This window comes from Empedobacter sp. R132-2 (assembly GCF_030324375.1).
Classification (GTDB): Bacteria; Bacteroidota; Bacteroidia; order Flavobacteriales; family Weeksellaceae; genus Empedobacter; species Empedobacter falsenii_B.
In genome coordinates, this window is sequence record NZ_JACAGG010000003.1 from 126,261 (window position 1) to 150,516 (window position 24,256).

16 protein-coding genes are annotated in these 24,256 nt (G+C 29.1%); 6 read left to right on the forward strand and 10 right to left on the reverse strand.

Annotated elements, in window-relative coordinates:
- The first annotated feature begins 109 nt into the window (after positions 1–109).
- Genes HXZ69_RS03450 through HXZ69_RS03460 form a run of 3 tightly spaced genes read left to right on the forward strand, consistent with a single transcriptional unit; the run spans position 110 to position 3,907 of the window.
- Positions 110–322, forward strand: coding sequence for a DNA modification system-associated small protein (locus HXZ69_RS03450; protein ID WP_286495002.1), 213 nt, complete (start codon positions 110–112; stop codon positions 320–322).
- An 11-nt stretch (positions 323–333) separates the two neighbouring features.
- Entirely contained in the window at positions 334–2,316 is a 1,983-nt protein-coding gene (locus tag HXZ69_RS03455) for an AAA family ATPase (protein ID WP_286495003.1), read from the forward strand.
- Positions 2,317–2,326: 10 nt separating this feature from the next.
- A complete protein-coding gene (locus HXZ69_RS03460; protein WP_286495004.1) occupies positions 2,327–3,907 on the forward strand; it encodes an ATP-binding protein in 1,581 nt (526 codons plus the stop codon).
- Positions 3,908–4,051: 144 nt separating this feature from the next.
- Here the strand turns inward: HXZ69_RS03460 and HXZ69_RS03465 are convergent, their stop codons facing one another.
- From HXZ69_RS03465 to HXZ69_RS03495, 7 genes are all read right to left on the reverse strand, one after another.
- Positions 4,052–5,422 carry a hypothetical protein gene (locus tag HXZ69_RS03465; protein ID WP_286495005.1) on the reverse strand — a complete coding sequence of 457 codons (1,371 nt, stop codon included), beginning with the start codon at positions 5,420–5,422 and terminating at the stop codon, positions 4,052–4,054.
- A 213-nt stretch (positions 5,423–5,635) separates the two neighbouring features.
- The gene (locus tag HXZ69_RS03470; RefSeq protein WP_286495006.1) at positions 5,636–6,547 is read right to left on the reverse strand and encodes a hypothetical protein; all 912 of its coding nucleotides are present in this window, start codon (positions 6,545–6,547) and stop codon (positions 5,636–5,638) included.
- A gap of 270 nt (positions 6,548–6,817) precedes the next feature.
- Positions 6,818–7,096: a helix-turn-helix domain-containing protein gene (locus HXZ69_RS03475; protein WP_286495008.1), complete on the reverse strand. Its 279-nt coding sequence runs from the start codon at positions 7,094–7,096 to the stop codon at positions 6,818–6,820.
- Positions 7,097–7,214: 118 nt separating this feature from the next.
- On the reverse strand, positions 7,215–8,825 hold the full coding sequence (locus tag HXZ69_RS03480) for a hypothetical protein (RefSeq protein WP_286495009.1): 1,611 nt from the start codon (positions 8,823–8,825) through the stop codon (positions 7,215–7,217).
- Positions 8,825–10,045, reverse strand: coding sequence for a site-specific integrase (locus tag HXZ69_RS03485; RefSeq protein ID WP_286495010.1), 1,221 nt, complete (start codon positions 10,043–10,045; stop codon positions 8,825–8,827). Before HXZ69_RS03485 ends, HXZ69_RS03480 begins: the two co-directional genes overlap by 1 nt.
- A gap of 395 nt (positions 10,046–10,440) precedes the next feature.
- A complete protein-coding gene (locus HXZ69_RS03490) occupies positions 10,441–10,746 on the reverse strand; it encodes a hypothetical protein (RefSeq protein WP_286495011.1) in 306 nt (101 codons plus the stop codon).
- A gap of 31 nt (positions 10,747–10,777) precedes the next feature.
- Positions 10,778–11,797, reverse strand: coding sequence for a PD-(D/E)XK nuclease family protein (locus HXZ69_RS03495; RefSeq protein ID WP_286495012.1), 1,020 nt, complete (start codon positions 11,795–11,797; stop codon positions 10,778–10,780).
- 604 nt (positions 11,798–12,401) lie between these two features.
- On the opposite strand from HXZ69_RS03495, the gene HXZ69_RS03500 reads away from it, so the two are divergent.
- From HXZ69_RS03500 to HXZ69_RS03510, 3 genes are all read left to right on the forward strand, one after another.
- On the forward strand, positions 12,402–13,157 hold the full coding sequence (locus tag HXZ69_RS03500; protein WP_286495013.1) for a hypothetical protein: 756 nt from the start codon (positions 12,402–12,404) through the stop codon (positions 13,155–13,157).
- Entirely contained in the window at positions 13,157–13,561 is a 405-nt protein-coding gene (locus tag HXZ69_RS03505; RefSeq protein ID WP_038336251.1) for a DUF5675 family protein, read from the forward strand. Before HXZ69_RS03500 ends, HXZ69_RS03505 begins: the two co-directional genes overlap by 1 nt.
- Positions 13,562–14,017: 456 nt before the next feature.
- Entirely contained in the window at positions 14,018–14,245 is a 228-nt protein-coding gene (locus HXZ69_RS03510) for a hypothetical protein (RefSeq protein ID WP_038336297.1), read from the forward strand.
- Positions 14,246–15,491: 1,246 nt separating this feature from the next.
- On the opposite strand, the gene HXZ69_RS03515 is transcribed toward HXZ69_RS03510, so the two are convergent.
- From HXZ69_RS03515 to HXZ69_RS03525, 3 genes are all read right to left on the reverse strand, one after another.
- Positions 15,492–18,677, reverse strand: coding sequence for a helicase-related protein (locus tag HXZ69_RS03515; protein WP_286495014.1), 3,186 nt, complete (start codon positions 18,675–18,677; stop codon positions 15,492–15,494).
- A 235-nt stretch (positions 18,678–18,912) separates the two neighbouring features.
- Positions 18,913–22,125: a type I restriction endonuclease subunit R gene (locus tag HXZ69_RS03520; RefSeq protein ID WP_286495015.1), complete on the reverse strand. Its 3,213-nt coding sequence runs from the start codon at positions 22,123–22,125 to the stop codon at positions 18,913–18,915.
- Positions 22,122–24,251, reverse strand: a complete 2,130-nt coding sequence (locus HXZ69_RS03525) for an ATP-binding protein (protein WP_286495016.1) — start codon at positions 24,249–24,251, stop codon at positions 22,122–22,124. The genes HXZ69_RS03520 and HXZ69_RS03525 overlap by 4 nt, the downstream gene beginning before the upstream one ends.
- Between the last annotated feature and the right edge of the window lie 5 nt (positions 24,252–24,256).

The window sequence follows — 24,256 nt, forward strand, 5'->3', positions numbered from 1 at the left end:
AACGTGTTACAAAAAGTAAAAAATTGTAACATGTTAATAAAACGTGTTACAAAAAGTAAAAAATTGTAACATGTTAAATTTCAATAATACTATTTAAACTAATATTACTATGAATAAAGGACTAGATGCTACATTTATGCATTATGGTATCCGAAAAGAGGATATGATAATTATTAAAGAAATTTGTGATGAACATGAAGTAGATTTTGAATGGTTTAAAGATTCAATTTTAAAGGAATATCACGAAATAAAGATGAAAAATCAAGAAACTGAAGGTAATTTGATACAGAAGTTAATTGAAAATGCTTTAAAGAATAAGTAAAACCAACTACTATGCTTATAACTAGAATTGCTGCAAAAAACTACAAAACATACAAAGATCTAGATTTAGATCTAAATGTTAATCCAGAACAACCAATAATCTTAATTGGAGGTCAAAATGGAGGGGGTAAAACAACATTATTCAAAGCCATTTATTCTGCTCTATATGGTTTAGAAATTAAAAATGAAGATCATTTTAAAAGATTAATTAACGCTTCAGTTGAGTTTTCAAATGATTTAAAAATTGAATTAGAAATTGATTTTAAAGGAAAAGTATTAAATCAAGACTATTTCTATAAAATAAAACGTGTATATGCACTAAATCCTCAAAGTAAACCTGTAGAGTCTGTTTCATTAAATTTTAATGGTGATACATTCACCTATGGAACTGCAATGCCAATCTCCCAAAGAGCTAAAATGGAAGCAGAAGTTAATAAGATCATTAAAGCTAACTTACCTAAAGAGCTAAGTAAATATTTTTTATTTGATGCAATGGAATCAGGAAATATCCTAAAAGAGGATTACTTATCCAGAGTAATAAAAGAGAATATTGAAAACGTGATGGGGTTCAATAAATATTCTTATTTGAAAGATGCTACTATTAAAGTAAAAGAAAAATATATATCAGAATCTATTGGTATTGAAACTGAAAGAGAAGAGTATAAAAACTTAGTCGATTCTAAAGACGGTTTTGAACAAAATATTAAGAAATTAAATGATGAATATCAAAGTAAACTTGGTTATTCAATCAATAATAAAGAACTTTATAACAAAGCAAAACATGGTTTAAATCTTCAAAAAGAGTACCAAGAACGTATTCAATTTCTACAAAATAAAATAGAAGATTTAAAAGGAAAACAAGCTGAATATCTAGTAAATGTTTCAAAATTTACAAACGATATTGAAATTCAAGTTTTCTTACCAAAAACAATAGATTCTATTCGAGAAGAGTTACAACTTATTCTCGCTAAAAACGATTCAACTCAAAGCAATCACTTTAATCAATCTCAATTAGAAATAATTGAGAGTAAATTAAGCAATTATATAGCTTTAAGAAAAATTAATGTTGATCATACATCCTTTACAGAAAGTTTCATAGATTATCTAAAAATAGGAAGTGAAGGGGAAGATGAGGTTAATCCATATAATTATTTTTCAAATGATGAATTGGATACAATTCGTTTAATGCTTAATCAGACTTCTATAAATAGTTATAGTTATCTAATGCAATCGAAAGAAAGTTTAGAAAATGAATTAAATCAATTACCAACACTTAGAGCTCAATTAGAAGAAGCAAAAAGCCATTTGACAGCTGATGAAAACTCTATAATTAACACATATGAGTCAAATGAAGCTAGATTAGCAGAAATTAAAGAAGCTATTAAGAATTTTAAGTCCGAAATTGAAAAAATAACAATTAAAATTAATAGATATGATATTCCTGATATAGATGTTCCTAATCCAAAATTAGAATTATGTAAAAAAATAGAACCTCTATTTGATAAAATAACAAGTGCTTTATTAAATGCTAAAAAACAACGAATCGAAGAAACCATGTTGGATGATTTAAATTCAACATTAGTAGCATATGCAGGACAAATTGGTAAAGTAGAATTATCTGAAAATTTAGCAGATTTAACATTCAAAATATATCATAAAGCTGGAAATGAAATCTATTTAGAAGAATTAAATGCTGCGTCTAAACAAATTATTGTTCAAGTATTACTAAAGGCATTACATCAATTTGGAGATTACAACCCACCTGTAATGATTGATACCGTAATGGGATATTTAGATGAGGATAGTAGAGCTTCTTTATTAGAAAATTATTTTCCTAAACTTTCTCATCAAACTATTTTACTAAGTACGGATAGTGAAATTAGAACGGATAAAGATCTTTTAAAGATTGATGAATTTATAGCTAAAAAGTATATTCTAAATAGAGATAAGGAAAAACAATTAACAACTGTAAAAGAGGGATATTTTAACGCTTAAAATTTTAATTATGTTAGCATTACAAACAGGCTTAAGAATAGCGGAAGAAGTTCCACATAAAATGGATGATTTACGCTTAAAATATGAAACACTAATTAACTTAGAAAAATATGAATTTGATGATTTTCCATTCTCTGTAAAAGGAAATGCTAAATTTATAAGAATAGCTTTACTTATAGGGCTGTCTCTAAACTATACTAGAAATGATGATTTTTTAAAATTATCAATGACTAGTAATAGCATACAACCTACATTATTTACTGTACATGGATTAGCAAACACAATTAATACTTTAATTAATTTAAGATATAATCATTTAAATATTGATTGGGAAGATAATATAAAGAAAAGTAAAGTAATATGTTTTGAGGTACTAAAGGGAGCTGAATATCTATTACAAGGAACAAATTTAGAGGATTGGTTATCTTATACAAAAAACAACAATGGTAACGCTAACGAAATTCCTCATTTGAACTTAAATATTGGTGAATATGCAGATAATATTCCTGCATATCTTGATATGAATAGCACATCTGTTACAAATACTCAAATACTTATAGCGGGTACAACAGGATCTGGAAAGTCAAATTTACTAGCTGTATTAATGAATGAAATCAGAACATTATCTGTTGAAACAAATTACCCTGTTAACTTCTTATTTTTCGACTATAAAGGAGAATTTTCGGATATTCAAAATAACGATTGGTTAAATCATTTTGCAGTAGATAGAAAGTCTATTCTTGATCCAATTGAAGAACCATTACCGTTCACTCCATTTAAAAATTTTGTTAAGGCGAACCAGAACGAGATTAATATCTATTCTACAGAAATGGCAAATGCGCTTTGTTCTATAGACAAGGCTACAATTAGTGCAAATATGAGTAATCGTCTTTCAGAAGCCATAATAGATGCGTATAAACATACAAAAGGTTTACCTATTACATTTGAATTACTTCTAGAATCTTACACATCACTTCAACCTAAGAATGATAAGGAGAAAATGGATAGTGTAAAATCTGTAATTAGTCAATTAATAAGAGCAAATATATTTTCTACTGAAGATAAAGTTGATTTAATTAATAATAGTTTTATTGTTAAAATGGAGAAATATGCAAGTGAAGGAGTTATAGGGAAAGCAATTGTATATTTCATTATTTCAAAGCTTAATTCAATCTATGAAAACTTGCCTCAACAAGCAAACGATGGAGAAAAAGTTCAATTACGACATTTTACAATTATAGATGAAGCTCACTATATGCTAGACTTTGATAATAAACCACTACGAAATTTAATTGCCGTTGGAAGAAACAAAGGAATGAGCGTAGTATTAGCAACGCAAAATATGGAACACTTTAAATCAAAACATTTTGATTTTTATGCCAATGCTCAATATCCATTAATAATGAAACAGCAATCTATCAATGATGGTGTACTTAAAGATCTTTATGGTGCAAATGCTTCAGAATTACAAGAAATAAAACAAGCAATAGCTTCGCTTGGAAAAGGAGAATTAATAATAAAAAATAATCAAGCAATAATGCTTGGTATGGGTAAGAAATTTAAGAAGTTTAAAGTTCGTCATCTTATTTAACATTTTAAAATCCATCAGTAAAATATAGAGAAATCTCATATAAACCTCAACCGATAATTTGGTTGAGGTTTTCTATTTTACAAAAGGTTTATTACAGTTAAAAACCTTCTGTTTATCGAATATTAAAGAGATTTTACAAACATATTATGGTAAGCCTTTTATTTTAATAATTGGTGATAATTTAAATATATCATTAAACTCTTCTTCCATTATTAACTTTACTTCCTCAGCATATTGTTTGGGAACCATTAAACAATCATGTACTGTTATAATTTCAATACCTCTTATACTTTTCTTTACTCTTTTAGAAATCTTGTAAAGCATCACTGTAGCTTCAAGATGGAATAAATAATGAGCTAAAAGTTCGTTACAGTCAAATCTTGGAGGGCATTGGTACTGATCAACCCAAAACTTATTATTCTTCATTTGAAATACATAATAATAGAAATTTGGAAATGTTGATTCAATTATATTTTCAATACTAGGTTTTGATCCATTTTTACAAAAGAAGAAGCTTAAGATTTCAATCTTATTTAACAAAGGAAAAAGTCGATAAAAACGATCTTCTTCCAAAGCTATAAGCATGACCTTAAGTTCAGCCTTTAGGAGTTCCACTGTTCCTAATTCTATCATTCTAGAGTTAAGTTTATTAAATAGCAATTGATATTTTTTAAGATGATCATCACCATAAAACTCTACTTTTTGTATAATACTCATTATAAATAGATAAGGAATACAAGAGCCAACATCAATTTCGACAAATTCTTCGTTTTTATTATTACGTATTAACTTCCTATGTTTAGAAGACATAATAGTAAAATTCGTATGTAATCTTCCGTCTTTTTCTGTATTTAGACTCATCCATTTTTTGCCATTATGATAATCGATCAATCCAAGGATAGAGTTGTATTCAGTTACAATTTTTGAGCTGTCTATTTGGGTTGAAAGACCACTAAAGTCGATACTAAACTTATTTAAGAAATCATTCTTCAAAGCGATCAATTCACGATTAATAATAGAACTAGAAACTTTTGGTTGATAAACTTCGTTCATGTGTTTATAAATAGATTTCCTTGTTATATCTATAAGATTAAACTGGTCGTTTATCAAATTATAATTCAAACAATAACTAAAAGATTTCCCTTTTTCATATTTCATACGAAATAAAATGTTATCATAATTAGAGTGTTTATTTGTTAAGAAGTCCATAATATTATTGTAGTTACGTTCAATTTTAACCAGAATGGTTGATGGAAGCTCGATGTAAAAATCATTTTTACACAATCTTCCTTCCTTAAAATATGTAGATCTTTCCGCTTCATTTAAGGCATTTAATTTAAACATAGTTGAACGAAATATCATAAACAGAATATAGTTGATGGATTCAATTTTTAGTATCTTTAAATCGGATTTATATATCTTTAATTGACCTGTTATGTTGTCATAATATTGATTGTTTGCCATTAATATTATTTTCTGAACATCAAGTGATGTTGGAAGAATTATTTTTTTCATACAGTGAAGTGAAAGGCTCCATAACAGAGCCTTTGTTTTGATAATTAATAAAGATTTTTTGAACATAAGTTGCCCTGTCCAGTATATCAATTTTGATATTGGATAAATTTTTTATTTATAAAGAATTTGGAAATTAACCTATTTAGAGGTTTAATAAAACTGGATAGTTTAACCAATTAATTGTTCATATAAAAAATAGTTAGTCTAAAATGACTAGCTTTTAAAATAACTATCGTGAATATGGTTATAAATGTCTATGATTAAGTAACTATATTCAAAGAAAGTTGTATTATAGAAATCTAATTCTTCATAATCTAAATCAACTTTGAATAAATCATATATAAAATCTAACCCATTTTTTTCAATTAGATTAATAAATTTTTGAAGATCATCGTAATCTATATTATTTCTCTCGTCATCATATTCTTCAAATGCAATATTTATCTCTTCTTCAAATACCATGATTAAATTTCTAAATGAATAAAAATCGCTTTTTTCAATTGATGATATAATATTCGATATCTTCAATATCACTTCTTTATGGTAATCAGTAACTAGAAAAGTAATATTACCAGAGCCAAATGATTCCTCATCAACTTCCATTTTCAAAGAGTTAAAGCCGTTTAATTGCAATATACTTAAGTAAGTAAAACTTTCAAATGGCTCATTTCGAGAAGAAATAGTACTCTCTTTTTTATTATTTGAAAAATACTCAATTGATAAAACTGTATTTTTTATTAAACAAATTAATCGTTCTTCATCATTATTAACTGACAAATACAAATCATCAATAACAGTTATTAATATATCAGAAATTTGGTTATTGTCATTAAGATCTAAATTTTTAAATATTGAGTATTCATCAAATATATATTGATTATAAGAATCTATATTATTGTTCTTGATATCATTAATTATATCTTGAAAATGTAAATAATCATCATTAAATTCATAAATATTTAGCATTAAATGAATAAAATCATAGTATGAATTATACTTTTCATACTCTTCTGTATTAATTAAAACATCATCTAAATCTACTACTTGTCCTATTGTATCAGTTGATAATTCCACTGCGATTGTATATAATACAGGATTTAATAATCTTGAAATTTTTATTTTCATATTAAATTGTTTTTTTATTATTAAACATTTTATAAAATGTATTTTATATTAATTATTAGGTCTCTCCTAATAAATATTAATACTATAACCAAACTAATAAAGTGTTCACCACACAGGTTATAAGTAGATATTTAGTTTTTATATTTTTTCATTTTTAAACATAGTTTTGGCTGTCCAATATTCACATTGAATCTGGATAACATTGTTTGTAAAAATTATTTTTTTGAATTTTAAAGCGTAAAAAGTATAACGCTTCAAGTATTATAGAACCTAATACTTAATAGGAATTAATGAAGATAATATGTCGGACTCCTTAAAATAAACTGCACTACCAATTTTTGTAAAAGGTAAAAGTCCGTTTCTCTTATAGTTATCAATAGTTGAAACGGATTTTCCTAAAATATTAGCCACTTGTTCTCTATTCAATAACTTATCTTTTTTATTAAGATTTATATTCTCAATAAATTGTCCCATTGAAGCTACTAATGCTTCCTTAATAATAACTCCTAGCTCCTCAGGAGTTAATTGAATTAAATAATTTTGTTTCATTGTTTCTGTTTTTTCTTGGAGCAAATGTAGATTAGGTAAAAATTAAAAAAGTATGATATCATATTAATATCATACTTTTAAAATTTAAATTACTGAAAATCAGATTATCTAAAATTACTTATTCAATTATCTTTTCTAGAAAATTTTTAATTTTATTTTTTTCAGGATCGCTTAAAATTATTTCGTTTTTAATATAATTTTTATTTATAGTTTCTAAATCATGTCCCGTAATCACACTTAGTGATAAAGCAATCAAATTATTCTGTTGTTTTTCATCTGTATATTTTGGAATACTTGAATTTAATTTTATCCATAAGTATCCTAATAATTTTGGTGATAAGTTAGATTTAGTAATTCTATTTCTTTTATTATATAATTTTATAACACTTTCATTTGTAAATAATTCAGGAGTTTTTTTTGGTCTTGTAGATTTAAATTTTGGATCTATTGTTAAATTATTTATGTAGTGAAATATTAAAACTTTCGGATCACCTAAATTTGCAATTATTCTGTTTCTTATATCATTTATTTTTTTAAGCTTTATAATTTTATAAGGAATAATATAATGATTAACTTCTGCTAAAATTTCAATTAATCTAATAATATAATCATTTGAAGGATTCTTTTTATATGAATAAGTTTCAATAATATCGATTAAATAAAAATATAAATCCGTCAACAATTTTATATAATCAAATTCATTATTAGACACTTCGTTACCTATAAACACATTAGCATTATTATTTTTTTTATTACTATTATATAAAAAACTTGCTAAATATTTAATAATATCAAATGAGTTATTGGTTAATCCAGTACTTTCATTAATATTATCATTAAAACACAAATTTATAAGGCTTATGCAACTTTCATAAACGAAATCTTCTTCAAGTTTATAATGTTTTAACATTAAAAGAAATATAGCTTTTTGGTAATTCAATCTCTCAGAATCATTTTCATTCTCTTCAATTTCAAAACCATCAAATTCAAAAGTTATCATTGAATCATAAAATATAGAAGAAATCAATTCAAACAATTCTTCATTTAGACTTGCATCTAAATCCTCCTCCTCTTCTTCTAAAATAACATTTATTTCTTCTTGATGTTTTTTTAATTTTTCTCTATATAACAACTCTTTTTCCATTAAATCTTCACTAATTATATAGTTTTCATGATAAATTTTAGTAATATTTGATAATTCGATTAAAAATTCAAATTTTAGTAAACTTTCAAAATTATCATTATATAATTTCTTATTTTGAAATAAATCTATATAATCATCCGATTCAATTTTTATTCTTTCATGATCTTTTAATAAATTTTGAAAATCTTTATTTTTGGTAATATAATTATCAAGAGTTTTTAGTTTATTTAAAAATTCTCTATAGAACTTATTATTTGAATAACGTACGTTAAATTCAACATATTCTTCAACTATATTATTTACGTTATTAATATTTCTTAATTCATTTTTAAATCTATAATATTCTGTTTTTATTTTTTGTAATTCTTCGTTTGATTTATATTTTTTTTTCAGTTTTTCAAATGAATCAACTAACTCTTTTAAATCAATATTTTCATTCAAGTAACTAGATATAGAATTTTGATTATCAATAAACTGAGTCTTAATGTGAATTGATCTATTTCTATTAAATTTTATATTTTTATATTCATTCGTTATTTCAAATATTTTATCAATAAATGCAATACTATTATTTTCTTTTACCATTATTTTTCTAATTTACTTCTTAATAAATCTGCTTTTTGTTTATCTGACATTTTAACGTAAGATTGTAGAGTCTTTGTTTGTTTATGACCAGTACCAATTTTTAAAACATCTAACTCAACTCCTCTACTAAAGTTTAAAGTAACAAAAGTTCTTCTTGCTGTATGACTCTTTATTAAATCATATTTATATATAATTGAACTATCCACATTTTTACCAACTTCCATATTTAATGAATCTATTTTCTGAGCTAATTCTTTTAAATAAACATTAAACTTAACGTTTGATATTTTTGGTAATTTTCCATTATATGATTCTAATATCTGTTTAACCTTTGTAGTGATAGGAATTGTTATTACTTCTTTAGTTTTTTGTTGTCTTATTGACAAATATTGATCATCAATAATATTAGAGTAATTAATCTTCTGTAAATCAGAAAATCTTTGACCTGTATAACACAGTAATAAGAACAAATCTCTTACTTGACATAATTTCTTATTATCATTCAAATCAATTTCTTCTAACTCTTTAATTTCAGTTTCTCCTAAAGCTAAATTATCAACTTCAACATCCTTTGTTAAGAAATTTCTATTCTCAATAAATGGATGAATACCCACGCCTAAACTTTTAGTAAAAAGTAAAACCGTTTTGAGGAATTTCATTTTTCTATAAATTGTTGTGGGTTTATATAACTTTATATTTACTAGATAATCTACAAATGAATTTCTAACCATATTATCAATCATATCAACATTATAGATTGACTTATTTAATCTTTCAAACTCTTGAAAATTATACTTAGCTTGTTTATACTTTTGAATAGTTGATTCCGTTACATCATTCTTTATTGTTTGAATATATAAATCAAAATATTCCGAAACCGTTTTGGATTCAGATTTTGTATGCAAAGGTTTTTGATCAAAATAATGCTTTTTAACTAGCATTTTAAATTCTTCTCCTGTCGGTTTTCTACCAAATTCATTGATGAAAAATTCAAATGATTCTCTTGCAGAATTCTCCAAATCATATAAAGTATTATTTATCGTATGTACATTTTTTACTTTAGATGTCTGTTTAATTTTACATTTATCTTTATCCCAATACAGAGGAAGTATAAATTGTTTAGATGATATTTTATATTGTTTTCCGTCCCATCTACATATCATATAAATTAATGTAGATTCTTTAGACTTAGGTTCTTTTAAACAAAAAGTAATCTTCATAAAATTAATTTACAATAAAGATAATGTGAAAAATTCAAAAGGGGATAAAAAAGGGGATGATTTTTCAGGTAGAATTTAAAATTACTTAAGATCATTTGGAAATTGAAATAAAAAAAACTCACTGTAATAGTGAGTTTTAATAATAACCAGTCTTAAACTGTAATAATAACTAGTGGAGCTGGCGGGATTCGAACCTACGCCAAAAATCCTTTATTTCAGAGGGATTGAAAATCTGTTTTATCAAATGGTCTCGCTTTGGTCTCGATATATTTCTAAAGAACTCTTATATTCTTTTACAAAGATACAAACTATCTATTTGAAAATGAAAAACCTAACTAATAATTAGTTAGGTTTAATTGGATTACTTTATTAAGTGTATAAGAAGTTCAGAACTTTTAAGCCCATCTTTTACTTATTTCTTTAAGTTTACTGTCTCTTGTATAAATCATTTTATTCTTTATAAAATTCACAGTTTTCCCAGAAATACTTTTAAAATCACCTAATGAACTTTCCCAATCTTTTGAAATTTCTTTAAAATTAGAATCTCTTGTATAATACATTTTATTTTTTAGGAAAAGCATAAATTCTGAATTAAAACCCATTAATTCTCCTGTATTACTTTCCCAATCTTTTGAAATTTCTTTACCTTTTTCATCTAGAGCATAATACATCTTGTTTTTAAAAATTACATCTGAAATCATAGAATTGTTTTTTTAGTGTTAATGTTTATAATTAAATAATTTCTTTTAAGAACTTAGTGTACTTAGTAATATTAGATATGACTAAACTTTTATCTATTATATCCTCATCATTACCGAGCCAATTTTGTTTTTCAACAACTGCTGATGTCATATAATTACCATTACCGAATCTAATAGGTTTTTTGATTTCATTGAAACCTCTTTTTTTAGATTCTTCCATTATTAAATGATACAAACTATTTCTAGCTTCAGTTCTATTAATACCTTCAGGTAATTGTGTATCTTGAGGATGAGTAGAAACCTTAAAACATAATTTATCTTGTTCTAATTGTATATACACAGGACAAATATCCCCTTGATCCCAAGTCAATACAGCATTCCAAAAACCACCACTTGGATTATTTACATAATTCCAATTAATTACGTCAATCTCTTTTTCTAAAAATTGGAAGAAACCTTGCCAATCTTCACTTTTCCAATTTTTTAATTTTTTATTTTCAAACTCATTATTAGATTTTTCTAATTTGAGAAGCCTTTCTTTAAAATCTAGAAAAATATTATTATTTATTTCTTGATGAGAATTTAATAAATAAAGGAAATCTTGTCTGTTGTAAATATGATAACCTTGATTTATAATACTTCTTAAACTATTCTCACTTTCATTTCCTGTCTTTAAATATATACAAATCGGTTCTTTATAATTTTTATCTTTCGTATATTTTTCTGCTATTTTTTTGTATCTACTTAGTTGATCTGAATGTTGTGCTGTATTCGTCTTATCTTCTATAATTATAAAATATTTGTTATTTATTTCAGCCCATACATCAATATTATTCCTTTGTCGACCTGCAAAAACATTTTCTATATCTTCATTAAACTCTGGATATTTTTTTTGGATTAATTGAATAATAAACTCTTTCGCACAATTATTTAAATTATTATCTAAAATTTTACATTCATTATCTGCATATTGAATTAGCCAAGTAATAAAAGCATCTTGATGCAATTCTTTTGTTGCTATATTAAAAATATTAGGTTTTTTATTTACCATATTTTAAGTTTTTATAGGGTTATTTTATGTGAATATATGAAAAAATATTAGATAAAAACACTTAAAATACTAACTCATAATATTTATTGTTTTTAAAGAGGGTTATTTTACGTTTCAAATACTGTATAGGCTATTTAAAAATGCAATCAATTGATTTATAGATATATATAATGTAAGTGTTTTTAATTTTTTTCGGAAAAAATATATATAAAAAAATAAATTATCTTATTTCATCCTCATTAATCCCCAAATACTCCCCCAACTCTTCCCAGGTAATGACTTGGTGAGGTTGTTTGTTGTAGTGCGCTTTAATTTGGTTATAAATGCGAAGTGATTGCCTATAACTTTTACCTGTAATGATTTGAATGTCCTTTGGGTAAATGCAAATCCGTTGTAACTTTTTCTGCTGCATAATTATTCAATTTCATACACTATCTATGCTTTATCTATACCGTTTATGTGCTTCATCTATAGGTCATTTGATGACAAAAGATGATTAAAAAGTCATTTGGTATTTGCTGATTTTTATAAAGTTACGCTTTTTTCTACACTTGTATTGTCTACCGGTAGGATTGAAAATGTAGAACGATTAAAATGTAAAAAAATGGCAAGACAGAAAGGTATAATTAAGTTATTAGGTACTGTTGGTGACATTACCTTTTATAAAGCGAAAGAAGGTTTCTTAGCACGCGAAAAAGGTGGTGTGGATAAGAGCCGAATTATGAATGATCCGAACTTTCAGCGTACGCGTGAAAATGGTGAGGAGTTTGGACGAGCAGGTGCATCTGGGAAGATGCTGCGAGCTGCGTTTCGAGCAGTGTTGTTAAACTCTGCTGATTCGAGAATGGTAGGTCGATTAACTCGTGATATGGTTAAGGTGATTCAGGCTGATATGGTAAGCGAACGTGGGAAACGTAATGTGATTAATGGTGATTTAGCACTTTTAAAAGGTTTTGATTTCAATATTAATGGGAAATTATCAACAACGATTTATGCTCCTTATACGACTACATTAGATCGTGCAGAAGGTGATGTGCTTGTAGATATTCCGGCATTCGTTCCGGTTAACATGATTAATGCGCCTTCGGGAACCACTCATTTTAAAATTGAAGCTGCAGCAGCAGATGTCAACTTCAATGATGGTTCGTTTAATGTTTCGAATGCAGATACTGGAATTTTACCTTATGATGCGGTTGAAACTACTGCGATAAGTTTGGCGACTACTTTACCTGCGAACAGTACAGAACCCATCTTTTTGGTTTTGGGTGTCGAATTCTATCAAGAAATTAACGGTGAAAAGTATGTACTTAAAAATGGTGTATACAATGCGTTGCAATTGATAGAGGTGAATAAGGCGTAATGAAATTAGAACTGATACGCTCATATTTCCCTAATGGTACAAATGGTATTCTTCAAAATTCAAAGGGATTCATTTGTTATACGATCGAGTTGCCGTGGTTAAACAATGAAGTGAGAAAATCGTGTATTCCGGAGGGGAAATATGTTTTAGTAAAGCGATACAGTCAGAAATTTGGAAGGCATATTTTGTTGAAAGATGTTCCGAATAGGACTTTTATTTTGATGCATCCTGCGAATAATGCCAAAAAAGAATTATTGGGTTGTATTGCTCCGGTTACCTCTTTGGGTGGTGCTGGAATTGGATGGGAAAGCAGAAAAGCTTTTAATAAAGTGAAGGATTTGGTTTATCAAGCGATTGATAAAGGAGAGACTGTTACTCTTGAAATAAAATCTGCTTCACTTTAATTTGTATGTTCATTTTTATTCATGACTTTTTAATTGTTTTCAAATGAATTCATATGCCCTTCGGGGAAGTCTTGACACAAAAACATTTGAGATTAAGAGGAGAAGCTCCAGTGGAGCTTAGGTATTTTAAGTTTTATTATCACTTTTTTCTTGATAAAAGAATTATCAAAAATTAAGACTGCTTTACTTTAATCTTTATGTTCATTTTTATTCATGACTTTTTAATTGTTTTCAAATGAATTCATATGCCCTTCGGGGAAGTCTTGACACAAAAACGAACCAAAAAAGTCAAGGCTGTAAAACGATTGACCTAAAAATGAATCGTGTTTCGGGAATAAATTAAATGATTCCTTTCAGTCACTAATTTATTCTAATCCTTCACACAATTCATTTTCTTAACGGTATCGTTTTAAATGCCGGTTGTTTTTAGTAATGTTTAATTATAAAATATTTTGGATGAAAATAGTAGATCGATTACAGTCCCCAACGCCTAAATTGTTTCAATGGCTCCGAAATATAGGTTTGGTTTTAGCTGCAGTTGGTGGAGTGCTTTTTGCCCCTCCTACCGAATTACCCGAATGGTTAAATAATCTTGGTGGATATTTGACTGTTGCTGGAGGTGTATTGGGTGCAGTTAGTCAATTGACCGTTGTAGATGGTGTGAATAAAGATGATACAGGATAGTCAAATGAAAATGGGGGTTCTCTGTGGTACTACGTTTAGTATCATCGGGAATATAGGTTTAAGTGATTTGTTACAAACTGCCATTCTCGCTGGAGTTGGTGCGATTGTGAGTTTCGTGGTTTCGTACTTTCTTAAAAAATTAGATAAGTAAAATTATAGGTTCTTCATAATGGGGAACCTATTTTCTTGAAAAGAAAAAAAGAGAAAAAAAAGAAAGCTCATTAATCGAGAATGGGTGTTTTTAAGGCAAGGTTTTTTTGAAAAATACTACCTGAATGGGTGGAGATTTTGCAAAAAACCCGCAGGGCTTGACCTTGAAGCAAAACAACCATTTACTTCCTTTGCGACCTTTTTATTTTTCTTGAATATTATTCGCACTGGGGCAATATGCGCAGGTGAATAAAAGCGAATCGACTTAAAAATTTAAGGTGGTGAGGATATGTAGTGGAACATCCGATTGGATGTTTGGCTACACCGAGCCAATTTGTGTGGGCAAAGGAGCTATCAAGCAGCACAAAAGTGAGGGATTACGAATACGAAGTATGGAGTACCGAACGATGTGATGCGACTAGCGAAATTGCGCAATACACAAATGTACCTTAACTAAACTCTTTTGCTTTTATGTACCTGCAACCTATATCTTGGGTGGCGGGGGTGCGTGGCATTTCTTATCGCAAAACGAGCATTTTTATGTGGAACGAAAAGCCGTTTAAAAACAGGATTGACTGAAAGGAAAGCTTGTTTTTAGGCTTGGTTTGCGTAGTTGGGATTATTTTTTAGATTTGAGATTTTAGATTTGAGATTTTAGAGTGGATAAACTGGATGATATGCTAAATCGAGTTTAGTATGACACTAAAAATAAACCTAACGGAGTAAATCGTTAGTACAAAAATGATTGTTGCGATACTATCATACTTCAACAAGGACAAAAAACGATTTTGTTAATCTTGGATTTTGTTTTGAAAACGTAAGGCGGCTATTATACATAATGTGATTATAGTGGGCTTGACCCCGATAGCCCGTAGGTGACTATAATGCCACGTTATGTAAACATAGCTTGGGTGGAGCGGCTGGTTACTCCCTGCTGTGGTATGTGTAGGATGGAGTTTTTGCTTTTGTTGGTAGATGAGATTAGCGAAATGTGACCCTGAAATGAATTCAGGGTGACGTGAGATTCTTCACTTCGCTATCGCTCCGTTCTGAATGAAAAAAAAGCCCCAACTGTGGAGTTGGGGTAAGTCCAAAATTATTGTTTTATACCTAACAAATAATCTTCTATAAAATCCCAACGTTCATCTGAAGACAAATCTGAATTAAAAAATTCTTTCATTAATTCAACCCCTGAAAAATGTCTACTTCTTACATCTTCTAAAAGATTATTCTTATAATAATTATTATTTGCTTCTAATCTTAATCGGAATGGATCATTGATACGGACAAACATTTTTGGATTCTCTCCTCCAACTACTTCGTAACTTCCCAAATCAAATAGTTCAAGTATTTGCCCCAATTTTACATACAATTTTTTCTGAGCAGAATCTGGTGAAAAATATTTTTCCATTTCTGTTTTACCACTTCCAAAAGTTGTTGATAAAGCTCTTTTTAAGTTGCCTGCTATTTTTCCAAAAGCTCTGTCTACTAAACGGTATTTTGGCTCAATTTCTCCTGCTTCTTTTCTAGATTGTAAAAAATTATTATCACTGATCACATCATTAAAACCTAAATTATAATTAGAACTTTTACTGAACATGGACAAAATAATATGACTTACACGTTCTGCCATTTCTTCGTTCATCTTAAAACGAATCAATTTATTTTTAAACTCATTCACTTTAAAAAATCCATCCATACTATTTAATGAAGCATCAATAATATTCAGGTTATATTGAAAAGAATTCATCATTTCTCCATAAGATGATTGGATTGATAACGCTATTTTCAGTTTAGGTGAAATATCACAACCTTCAAAAAGTGAATTTTTAAAGTATTTATGCTTTAAAACACTAAAAGGAATTTCTCTGAATTTTTCTTCCCAAATTTTATCTAAATCAATTTTAATTACTGATTTTTGATGTTGACTAAATTGATTGTTTGGTAATCTTTTTACCGCCTGATTTCCATATTGAGCAACAAATTGTTCTAATTCAACATCTTTAATACTAGCAAATACTGTTGAAAACATATTTTTGGGACGGGCTATAATAACAGGAATTCGATCAAATTTTTCATTCAAATCTTTTTCTAATAACAATAAAGCTTTTTTCACTTCATTTGTTAATTTGTCTGGAGAATCCGTTTGAAAGATATATGCAAAATCATCAATATTTAACAAATGATTTTGTTTGTTATCTTCATCAAAAATTCGAAGCAGCTTCTTCATTACTTCTGTCAATTGCCAGTTATGTAAACGACTTAAACCATGCAGTTGATTGATGAACTGAAAATCACGATCTGAATAATCCAATGAAGCATAGCCAATCAAATTTGGATTTCTAGCAGCACGTCCTATTTCTTGAATATAATCTGGTAATAATCCTGTGGGTGCAAAGTGATAGACACGATCAATATTACTAATATCAACTCCCATACCGAATGCCTTAGTCGCAACCATTGCTACTGACTCTTGATTTTTAAAATTCTCATATGAAACATTTTGATCAGAAACATTCATACTTCCATGAAAACTATACGCATTCAACTTTTCATCTTTTGCTTTATTCGCCACAGATGTTACTTGAGTGGTAAATGGACAATACACAATTACCTTTTCTTTTTTATCTAAATATTCATCAATTCTATCAACAGTAATTTGAGTTTTACCCGTTTGTAAGTTACCTTCTATTTGAGTTTGTTGAATATCAAAAACAATATTGTCTCTACGAGCATATCCAATATATTTAATTGGCGATTTCATTTGTAAACTTTTCATCGTTTCAAAAGCTACATCATGAACTCCATTATATGTAGCAGTTGCAGTTACAGCAATAACAGGAAAATGATAAGATTTTCCATCTTCATCTTTAACATACTTACGAATACGACTAATATGAAATCCTAAATACCAATAGTCGATTCTAAAATCTCTACCCCAAGTTGAAACCGTATGCGCTTCATCTACGATATATAACCCTAGTTTTCTTCCATTTAAGAAATAATTAATTTCATAAGAGAGTAATAATTCTGGCGCTAGATACAGAATATCAATTTCATAATTTTTTATCCTCTCTAATATATCCTCTCTTTCAATAACAGTAATGTCAGAATTGATATAAGCGACTTTATGATAATTCTTTTCTTGAATTAATTGATTAACCTGATCTACCATTAAAGCCTTTAATGGAGAAACTACGATACTTAATGCTTCGTACTTTTCACCAATATAAATAGCTGGCATTTGAAAAAGCAAAGACTTCCCAGCACCAGTCGGAGCCGTTAAGAAAATATCTTGTACATCCTTTTCTTTCAATCCATTTTCGAATTGTTGTATGATATTCTCAACCACATCAGATTGACTTATTTCAATTATTTCCTTTGAAATATCTGGATCAGCATAAACCCTTAAAGGCTTAAATTGTGGAGGATTAGCATTCCAATGTTTTTGTAATAAATTAAATAATTCAGGTCGAACTTCCTTATTTAAATTATGTATCACTCTTTTTAGCTCAAGCTCTTTTTCCATTAATTCAGCAGTCTGAATTAATTTACCTATAATTTCTTTTCCTAAATGATTTTTAATCGTTTCATTATCTACATAAATTGTTAGTCTATTATTTTGTTCCGAAAATAATTGATAATAAAAATTTAGATATTCGTTTGATTCGGGATTAAAAACAAAATCATTAATCGCCAACTCATCTTCATTGATTTTATCTAATCCATTAAACTCCCAAACGATTGGAGAAATAATTTTTTCAACCCATTTAGATTTAGATTTCAATTCTTCGTCTGCAAATTGTAGATAAAATTGATCATTCACTTGAATTGAATTAGATATTATCGAAGCATAAATCTCATTCATTTCATAAGACTCCGCAATTTCATTCAAATCAGTAATGTTTAAATTAAAATTGTCAAAATTATTTGCAACATAAGATGTAATAGAAAAATCAATAATCACAATTTCATTTTCGAATAATTCGTCCTTGTAAGGCTTTAAGATTAACAAAGTTTCGTAATTGATTAAGGTAGGAATATCCAAATCATAAAGAAGCTTATTCTTCAATTCTAAACGCGTTCTTCGATTAAATAAAACTTCTTCCGAAATTTTATTTTCTTTAAATACCGATTTATCGATAAAACAATCTTTTATCTCATCAGGAATAAACTCAATCGGAAGCCCTTTAATTGTAATTAAAGTATTGGTGTCTGCATATTGATTTAATAATAATACAATAGAGTTGCTAATAATTGATTTAGAAATTAGAGTCGTCATAATTGATATTAGATTAGTTGTTTAACAATACAAGTTTACTACCGAAGTGTCCAATGTATTTTCATATGTTTGTTTATATAGTAAATATAGAGTTAAAGCAAATCATTTCAAACAACAAATCATATTATAAATCTTCAGAAGAAAATTCATGTTTTTATTCTAATATAAAAAACCTCAACCAATAAATGATTGAGGATTATCATCTTTATTTAGCGAACTAAATTTATTAACTTTATTATATATTCGATATCTCCTTAGCTAACATCTCCGCTTGCTTTAATACTGTTTCTGTAGCCAGCAATTGCATATCTGGTGGATAACCGTATTTACGTAGTAATCGTTTTACAGCCACTTTTAATTTTGCTCGTACACTTTCTTTAATATTCCAATCAATGCTTGCATTTTGCTGAATAGTAGTCGTTAATTCTACGGCTAATTCTCTTAATCGATCTTGTTGAATTAATTCCTTAGCACTATCATTATTAGAAACTGCCGTATAAAAAGCATATTCATATTCTGTTAATCCCAACTTCTTGGGTTCATTATCCATTTCAACAATATCTTTACTTAAATGAATTAATTCATCAATCACCTCTGCTGCTGTTAAAATCTTATTGTGGTAGCGATTTATTGACTGCTCCAACATTTCCAATAACTTTTTACTTTGTACTAAATTGGATTTTGATCGGGATTTTATTTCATCATTCAATAATTTTTTCAAGACTTCCAACGCCACATTTTTATGTTGCATATCTTTCAATTCCATTAAAAACTCATCGGATAATATAGAAATATCAGGTTTCTTAATACCTGCTGCATCGAAAACATCAATCACTTGATCAGAAACCAAAGCTTGATCAATCACTTGTCGAATGGTTGTTTCAATCTCTTCATCTGTTTTGCCCGATCCTGTAGTATCAAACTTTGCTAACCTTGCTTTAACGGCTTGGAAAAATGAGATTTCATCTTTAGCATCCATAGCTTGATCGTGTGGTATAGCAATAGCAAATGCTTTTGATAAAGCGGATACTTCATCAATATATCTTTTCTTGCCATCCTCTTGGTCTAAAATATGATCTTCTGCAGCTAATATCATCGACAATTTTTTCGATGTATCGGCATCAAAATAATCTTCATAAGGGAAACCATGATACATGGCCGAAATCACTTCAATTTTTTCTAACATCAAAGCAACTGCTTGTTCTTGTGCCACAGCAGGATCTCCTTTTCCTCCCGCATCCGAATAAAAAGCTAAGGCTTTCTTTAAATCGGAAGCAATGCCTAAATAATCAACGATTAAACCACCTGGCTTATCCTTATATACACGATTTACACGAGCAATTGCCTGCATCAAGTTGTGACCTTTCATAGGTTTATCAATATACAAGGTATGCATACTTGGCGCGTCGAAACCTGTTAGCCACATATCACGGACAATCACCAATTCTAATTCATCATTCGGATCTTTCATACGTTCGGCTAACATTCTACGTTGCTCTTTGGTCGTGTGGAATTTAGCTAATTCAGGACCATCAGAAGATGCAGAAGTCATAATAACTTTAATCTTTCCTTTTTTCAAATCGTCCGAATGCCATTCAGGTTTTATAGCAATAATCGCATTGTACAAATCCGCCGCAATACGACGACTCATTGACACGATCATTCCTTTCCCTTGAAACACTTCCTGACGTTGCGTAAAATGACCGACAATATCAGCAGCTATATTTTGAACACGTTTTTTCCCGCCAATCAAGGCTTCTAACTGAGTCCATTTACTTTTGGCTTTTTGAGTGGCTGTTAAATCTTCTTGATCCAATTCATCATCCAGCTCATCTACTAATTCCTTTCCTTCTTCGGTTAATTTTACCTTCGCCAATCGGCTTTCATAGAAAATACGAACCGTTGCACCATCTTCTACAGCTTGAGCAATATCATAAATGTCTACATAATTACCGAAAACTGCTGGCGTATTGACATCCGTACTTTCAATTGGTGTTCCTGTAAAACCTAAATAGGTAGCATTTGGTAAGGCATCACGCATATATTTGGCAAAACCGTACACGATTTTTTTACCAATTACATTTCCCTTCTCATCCTTATCATCAACCGTTTTAGCACTAAAACCATACTGTGTACGGTGTGCCTCGTCTGCTATTACGATAATGTTTTCTCTAGCAGATAAGGTTTCAAAAACATTGCCTTCTTCCGGTTGAAATTTTTGTATCGTTGTGAAAATTACTCCTCCTGAATTTACCTTCAATAAGTCTTTTAACTGTTTGCGATCCGTTGCCTGAACAGGATCTTGGCGCAACAATTGTTTCGAAGACGCAAACGTGTCGAATAACTGATCGTCCAAATCATTACGGTCTGTTATCACTAAAACCGTTGGATTATCTAAGGCTAATACAATTTTACCTGTATAAAACACCATAGACAACGATTTACCCGAACCTTGTGTATGCCAAACTACACCACCTTTTCGGTCGCCTTCAGGTTGGCTTTTAACGCCTGGTAAACCATAGCTTTCAGGAGATTCATTTAATAAATTCCCTAATGTTTGTTTTGAGATAAACCCCGAAGCTCTTTTAGTAGATTCTACCGCACGATTTACTGCGTAATATTGATGATAGGCTGCTAGTTTCTTTACCGTTTGTACGGTAACAATTCCATCAGCGTCTTCCTTTCTAAATTTTTCAAAAACCACAAAATGTCTGACCAAATCCAATAATACGGTTGGTTGTAACATTCCTTTAATCAATGTTTCTATTTGGCTGATTTGTTTTGAAGCTTCAGAGATACCATCAGTGGTTTTCCAAGCCATAAAACGACTCAACCCTGCCGAAATTGTTCCAGCTTTTGCTTCTAAACCATCTGAGATAACCGAAAACGCATTATATGTAAACAATGAAGAAATCATTGCTTTATAGGTTTCTATTTGGCGGAAGGCAGACTGAATGGTGGTTTTATCATCCGTAGCGTTCTTTAATTCGATAACAACTAATGGTAAACCATTGACAAAAAGGATAATGTCTGGTCTTTTATTTACTCCGTTTTCTACAATTGTAAACTGGTTGACTACTAAAAATTCGTTGTTTAATGGATTTTCAAAATCTATTAAAAACACACGATCCCCTCGTTCTTGCCCATCTACACGTTTGGTAACCGGAATACCCTCCGTTAGTAAACGGTGAAATGTTTCGTTATTGGATAACACATCAGGGGAAGCAATGCGCAAGATCTGCTTCACTGCGTCTTGTTGTGCATCAAGAGGAATCATTGGATTAATACGACGAACTGCATTTTCTAAACGTTGTTTTAAAACCACCTCTTCAAATGAAGTTCTTTCCATATCTGATGCATCAGGAGCTAATTGAACCCCATTGATATAGGTATATCCTTGCTGTTCTAATAATGCTATAGCGAGTTGTTCAATTTCGTTTTCGGTCATGGTGCTATATTATTTTCTGATTCTCCTTGATTGTTATTTTCTCCTAACCAACGGCTAACTGTTTGTTGGTACGGTATTATTTCATCACCTAACCAATTTTCAATATATCTAGGGTTATGACTGTTAGGAGTTGGATAAACATCATCAATTCTAACTTGTATGGGTGCACGTACACAATCACCTGTAATGATTGCATGTTGCTGTGGAATAACTGGTAACTGATCTAAAATATCGGCATTTGCACTAGATACCAATCCACGAATATATTTTTGATCTTCTGGATTTTGCAGACGATGAATAATGAATGAGTTACATTGCGATAAAACTGTTTTTGATAATTCAGACGGTCTTTGACTACTCACAATTAATGAAATTCCATATTTTCTCCCTTCTCTTGCTATTCTTTCAAAAACAGTTTTAGCTACTGAATATTTATTCTCAGCAACATAATTTTGAGCTTCCTCTAAAACTATGACAATGGGATATTTTCCTCTGTCCGCAGGAACAAAATATGAAACAAACTCCAATATAATTCTTCCTAATAATGCTGTAACCGTTTCCAATACTTCAAATGGAAGTTGAGAAACATCTATAATATTTACTTGATGGGTTCTCGTCTTATCATAGGCTCTAGAAGTATCATTATATTTCTTAATAAAATGTTCTTCAGTTTCTTCCGAAAAAACATTATTATAATCACCTAAAAGAAAAGCTAGAAATTGTGGTAAGACATGTTTATTTATTTCTTCTGTATTCTTTAACATCAAAGGTATTGCCATTCTTTTGTCGTTCAGAAAACTATTCATCCTTAAACGTAAAGTAGAGATAAACTCATTAAGCCTTGCGTTTCCAGAACCTTCATTTTTTATAGCTGCATCTAAAAATTTAGTACACAACTCTTGATAACTAAAATATATTGGTAAATCTATATTTTGGGAACTAGTAATTTGTGTTTCTGTAGCTTCTTCTGATAATACATTTAAACGATTTTGAATGTCTTCTCTGATTGGTGTTTGCAATGCAGCATTATTAAAACTTATTTCTGCACCCAAATTTGACACTAAATTAGCTAAATCATTGTCAAAAGGTCTAATTGCTTCGGCTATATTTAAAATCTCATTATCATCTTTCCATCTCCAAGTCCCGCCTGCATCCCATGTCCTTTTTTTAAGATCTTCAGTGGAACATGTTAATACACTCTCTACGTCAGCTTTTAAATGTAACGGTAAAATAGATAAATTACTACTCTCTTCATCATTCTTTGCAAAACCTATGGCGCTAATTAGTAGTGGAGCTTGAGTAGCATCACTTGGATTTAATAAAGCCTTAAAATCTGACCAATTCATTAACCAATAAGGAACCTGAACTTTATCCTCACCTCCATAATAATTAGCATTAATCAATTTTAATTCTTGCTTTGCCTCAGAAGTCATCTTTCCTAAAGTTTCATCATTAGGCAAAAAAGCATCTTTATACTCTCCATTGGTATCAAAAATTACGATATGCGCATTTTTTAAATGATTTCCATTGTAATCATACTTGAAAAGACTTCTAAGGATTGAAGTTAATGTACAAGATTTACCCGAACCTGTATTTCCTAAAATTGCAGCATGCTTAACGAAAAATTGATCTGGTGAAATTTTTACTTGATAATCAGAAAATGCTGGAGATGTACCCACAGGAAGATAAAAATCCTTTTCAAATTCTAATTTTTCCTTGTCTATCTTATCATCAAAAATATGCTGTAAATCTTTTTCAGTAACGTACCAGACTGGATTATCTAATGTTGGAAAGTTATATACTCCTTGAATAAATTTTTCACTATTCCCATTTTTTGAAATTGTACCCAACATCGTAGCTGAAATATATCGAGCTGATGTTGGTAAAGATATTGAAGTTGAATTTTCTCCAAATTCAACCTCTTCTTTCATTGTTACACGAGTAATCAATGCAACAACTCGATCTGCTCCTACAGGAATTATCAGATAGGAATTAATACGTGCAATTTCATAAATGTCTAAAACACCACTTTTATATGTTCCTCTAAGATCTTCTTCAATTTTAATAAAAACTCTAAAATTATCTACTGAAAGAACTCGACCTATAATTCTATTGTTACTACTCATAAAAG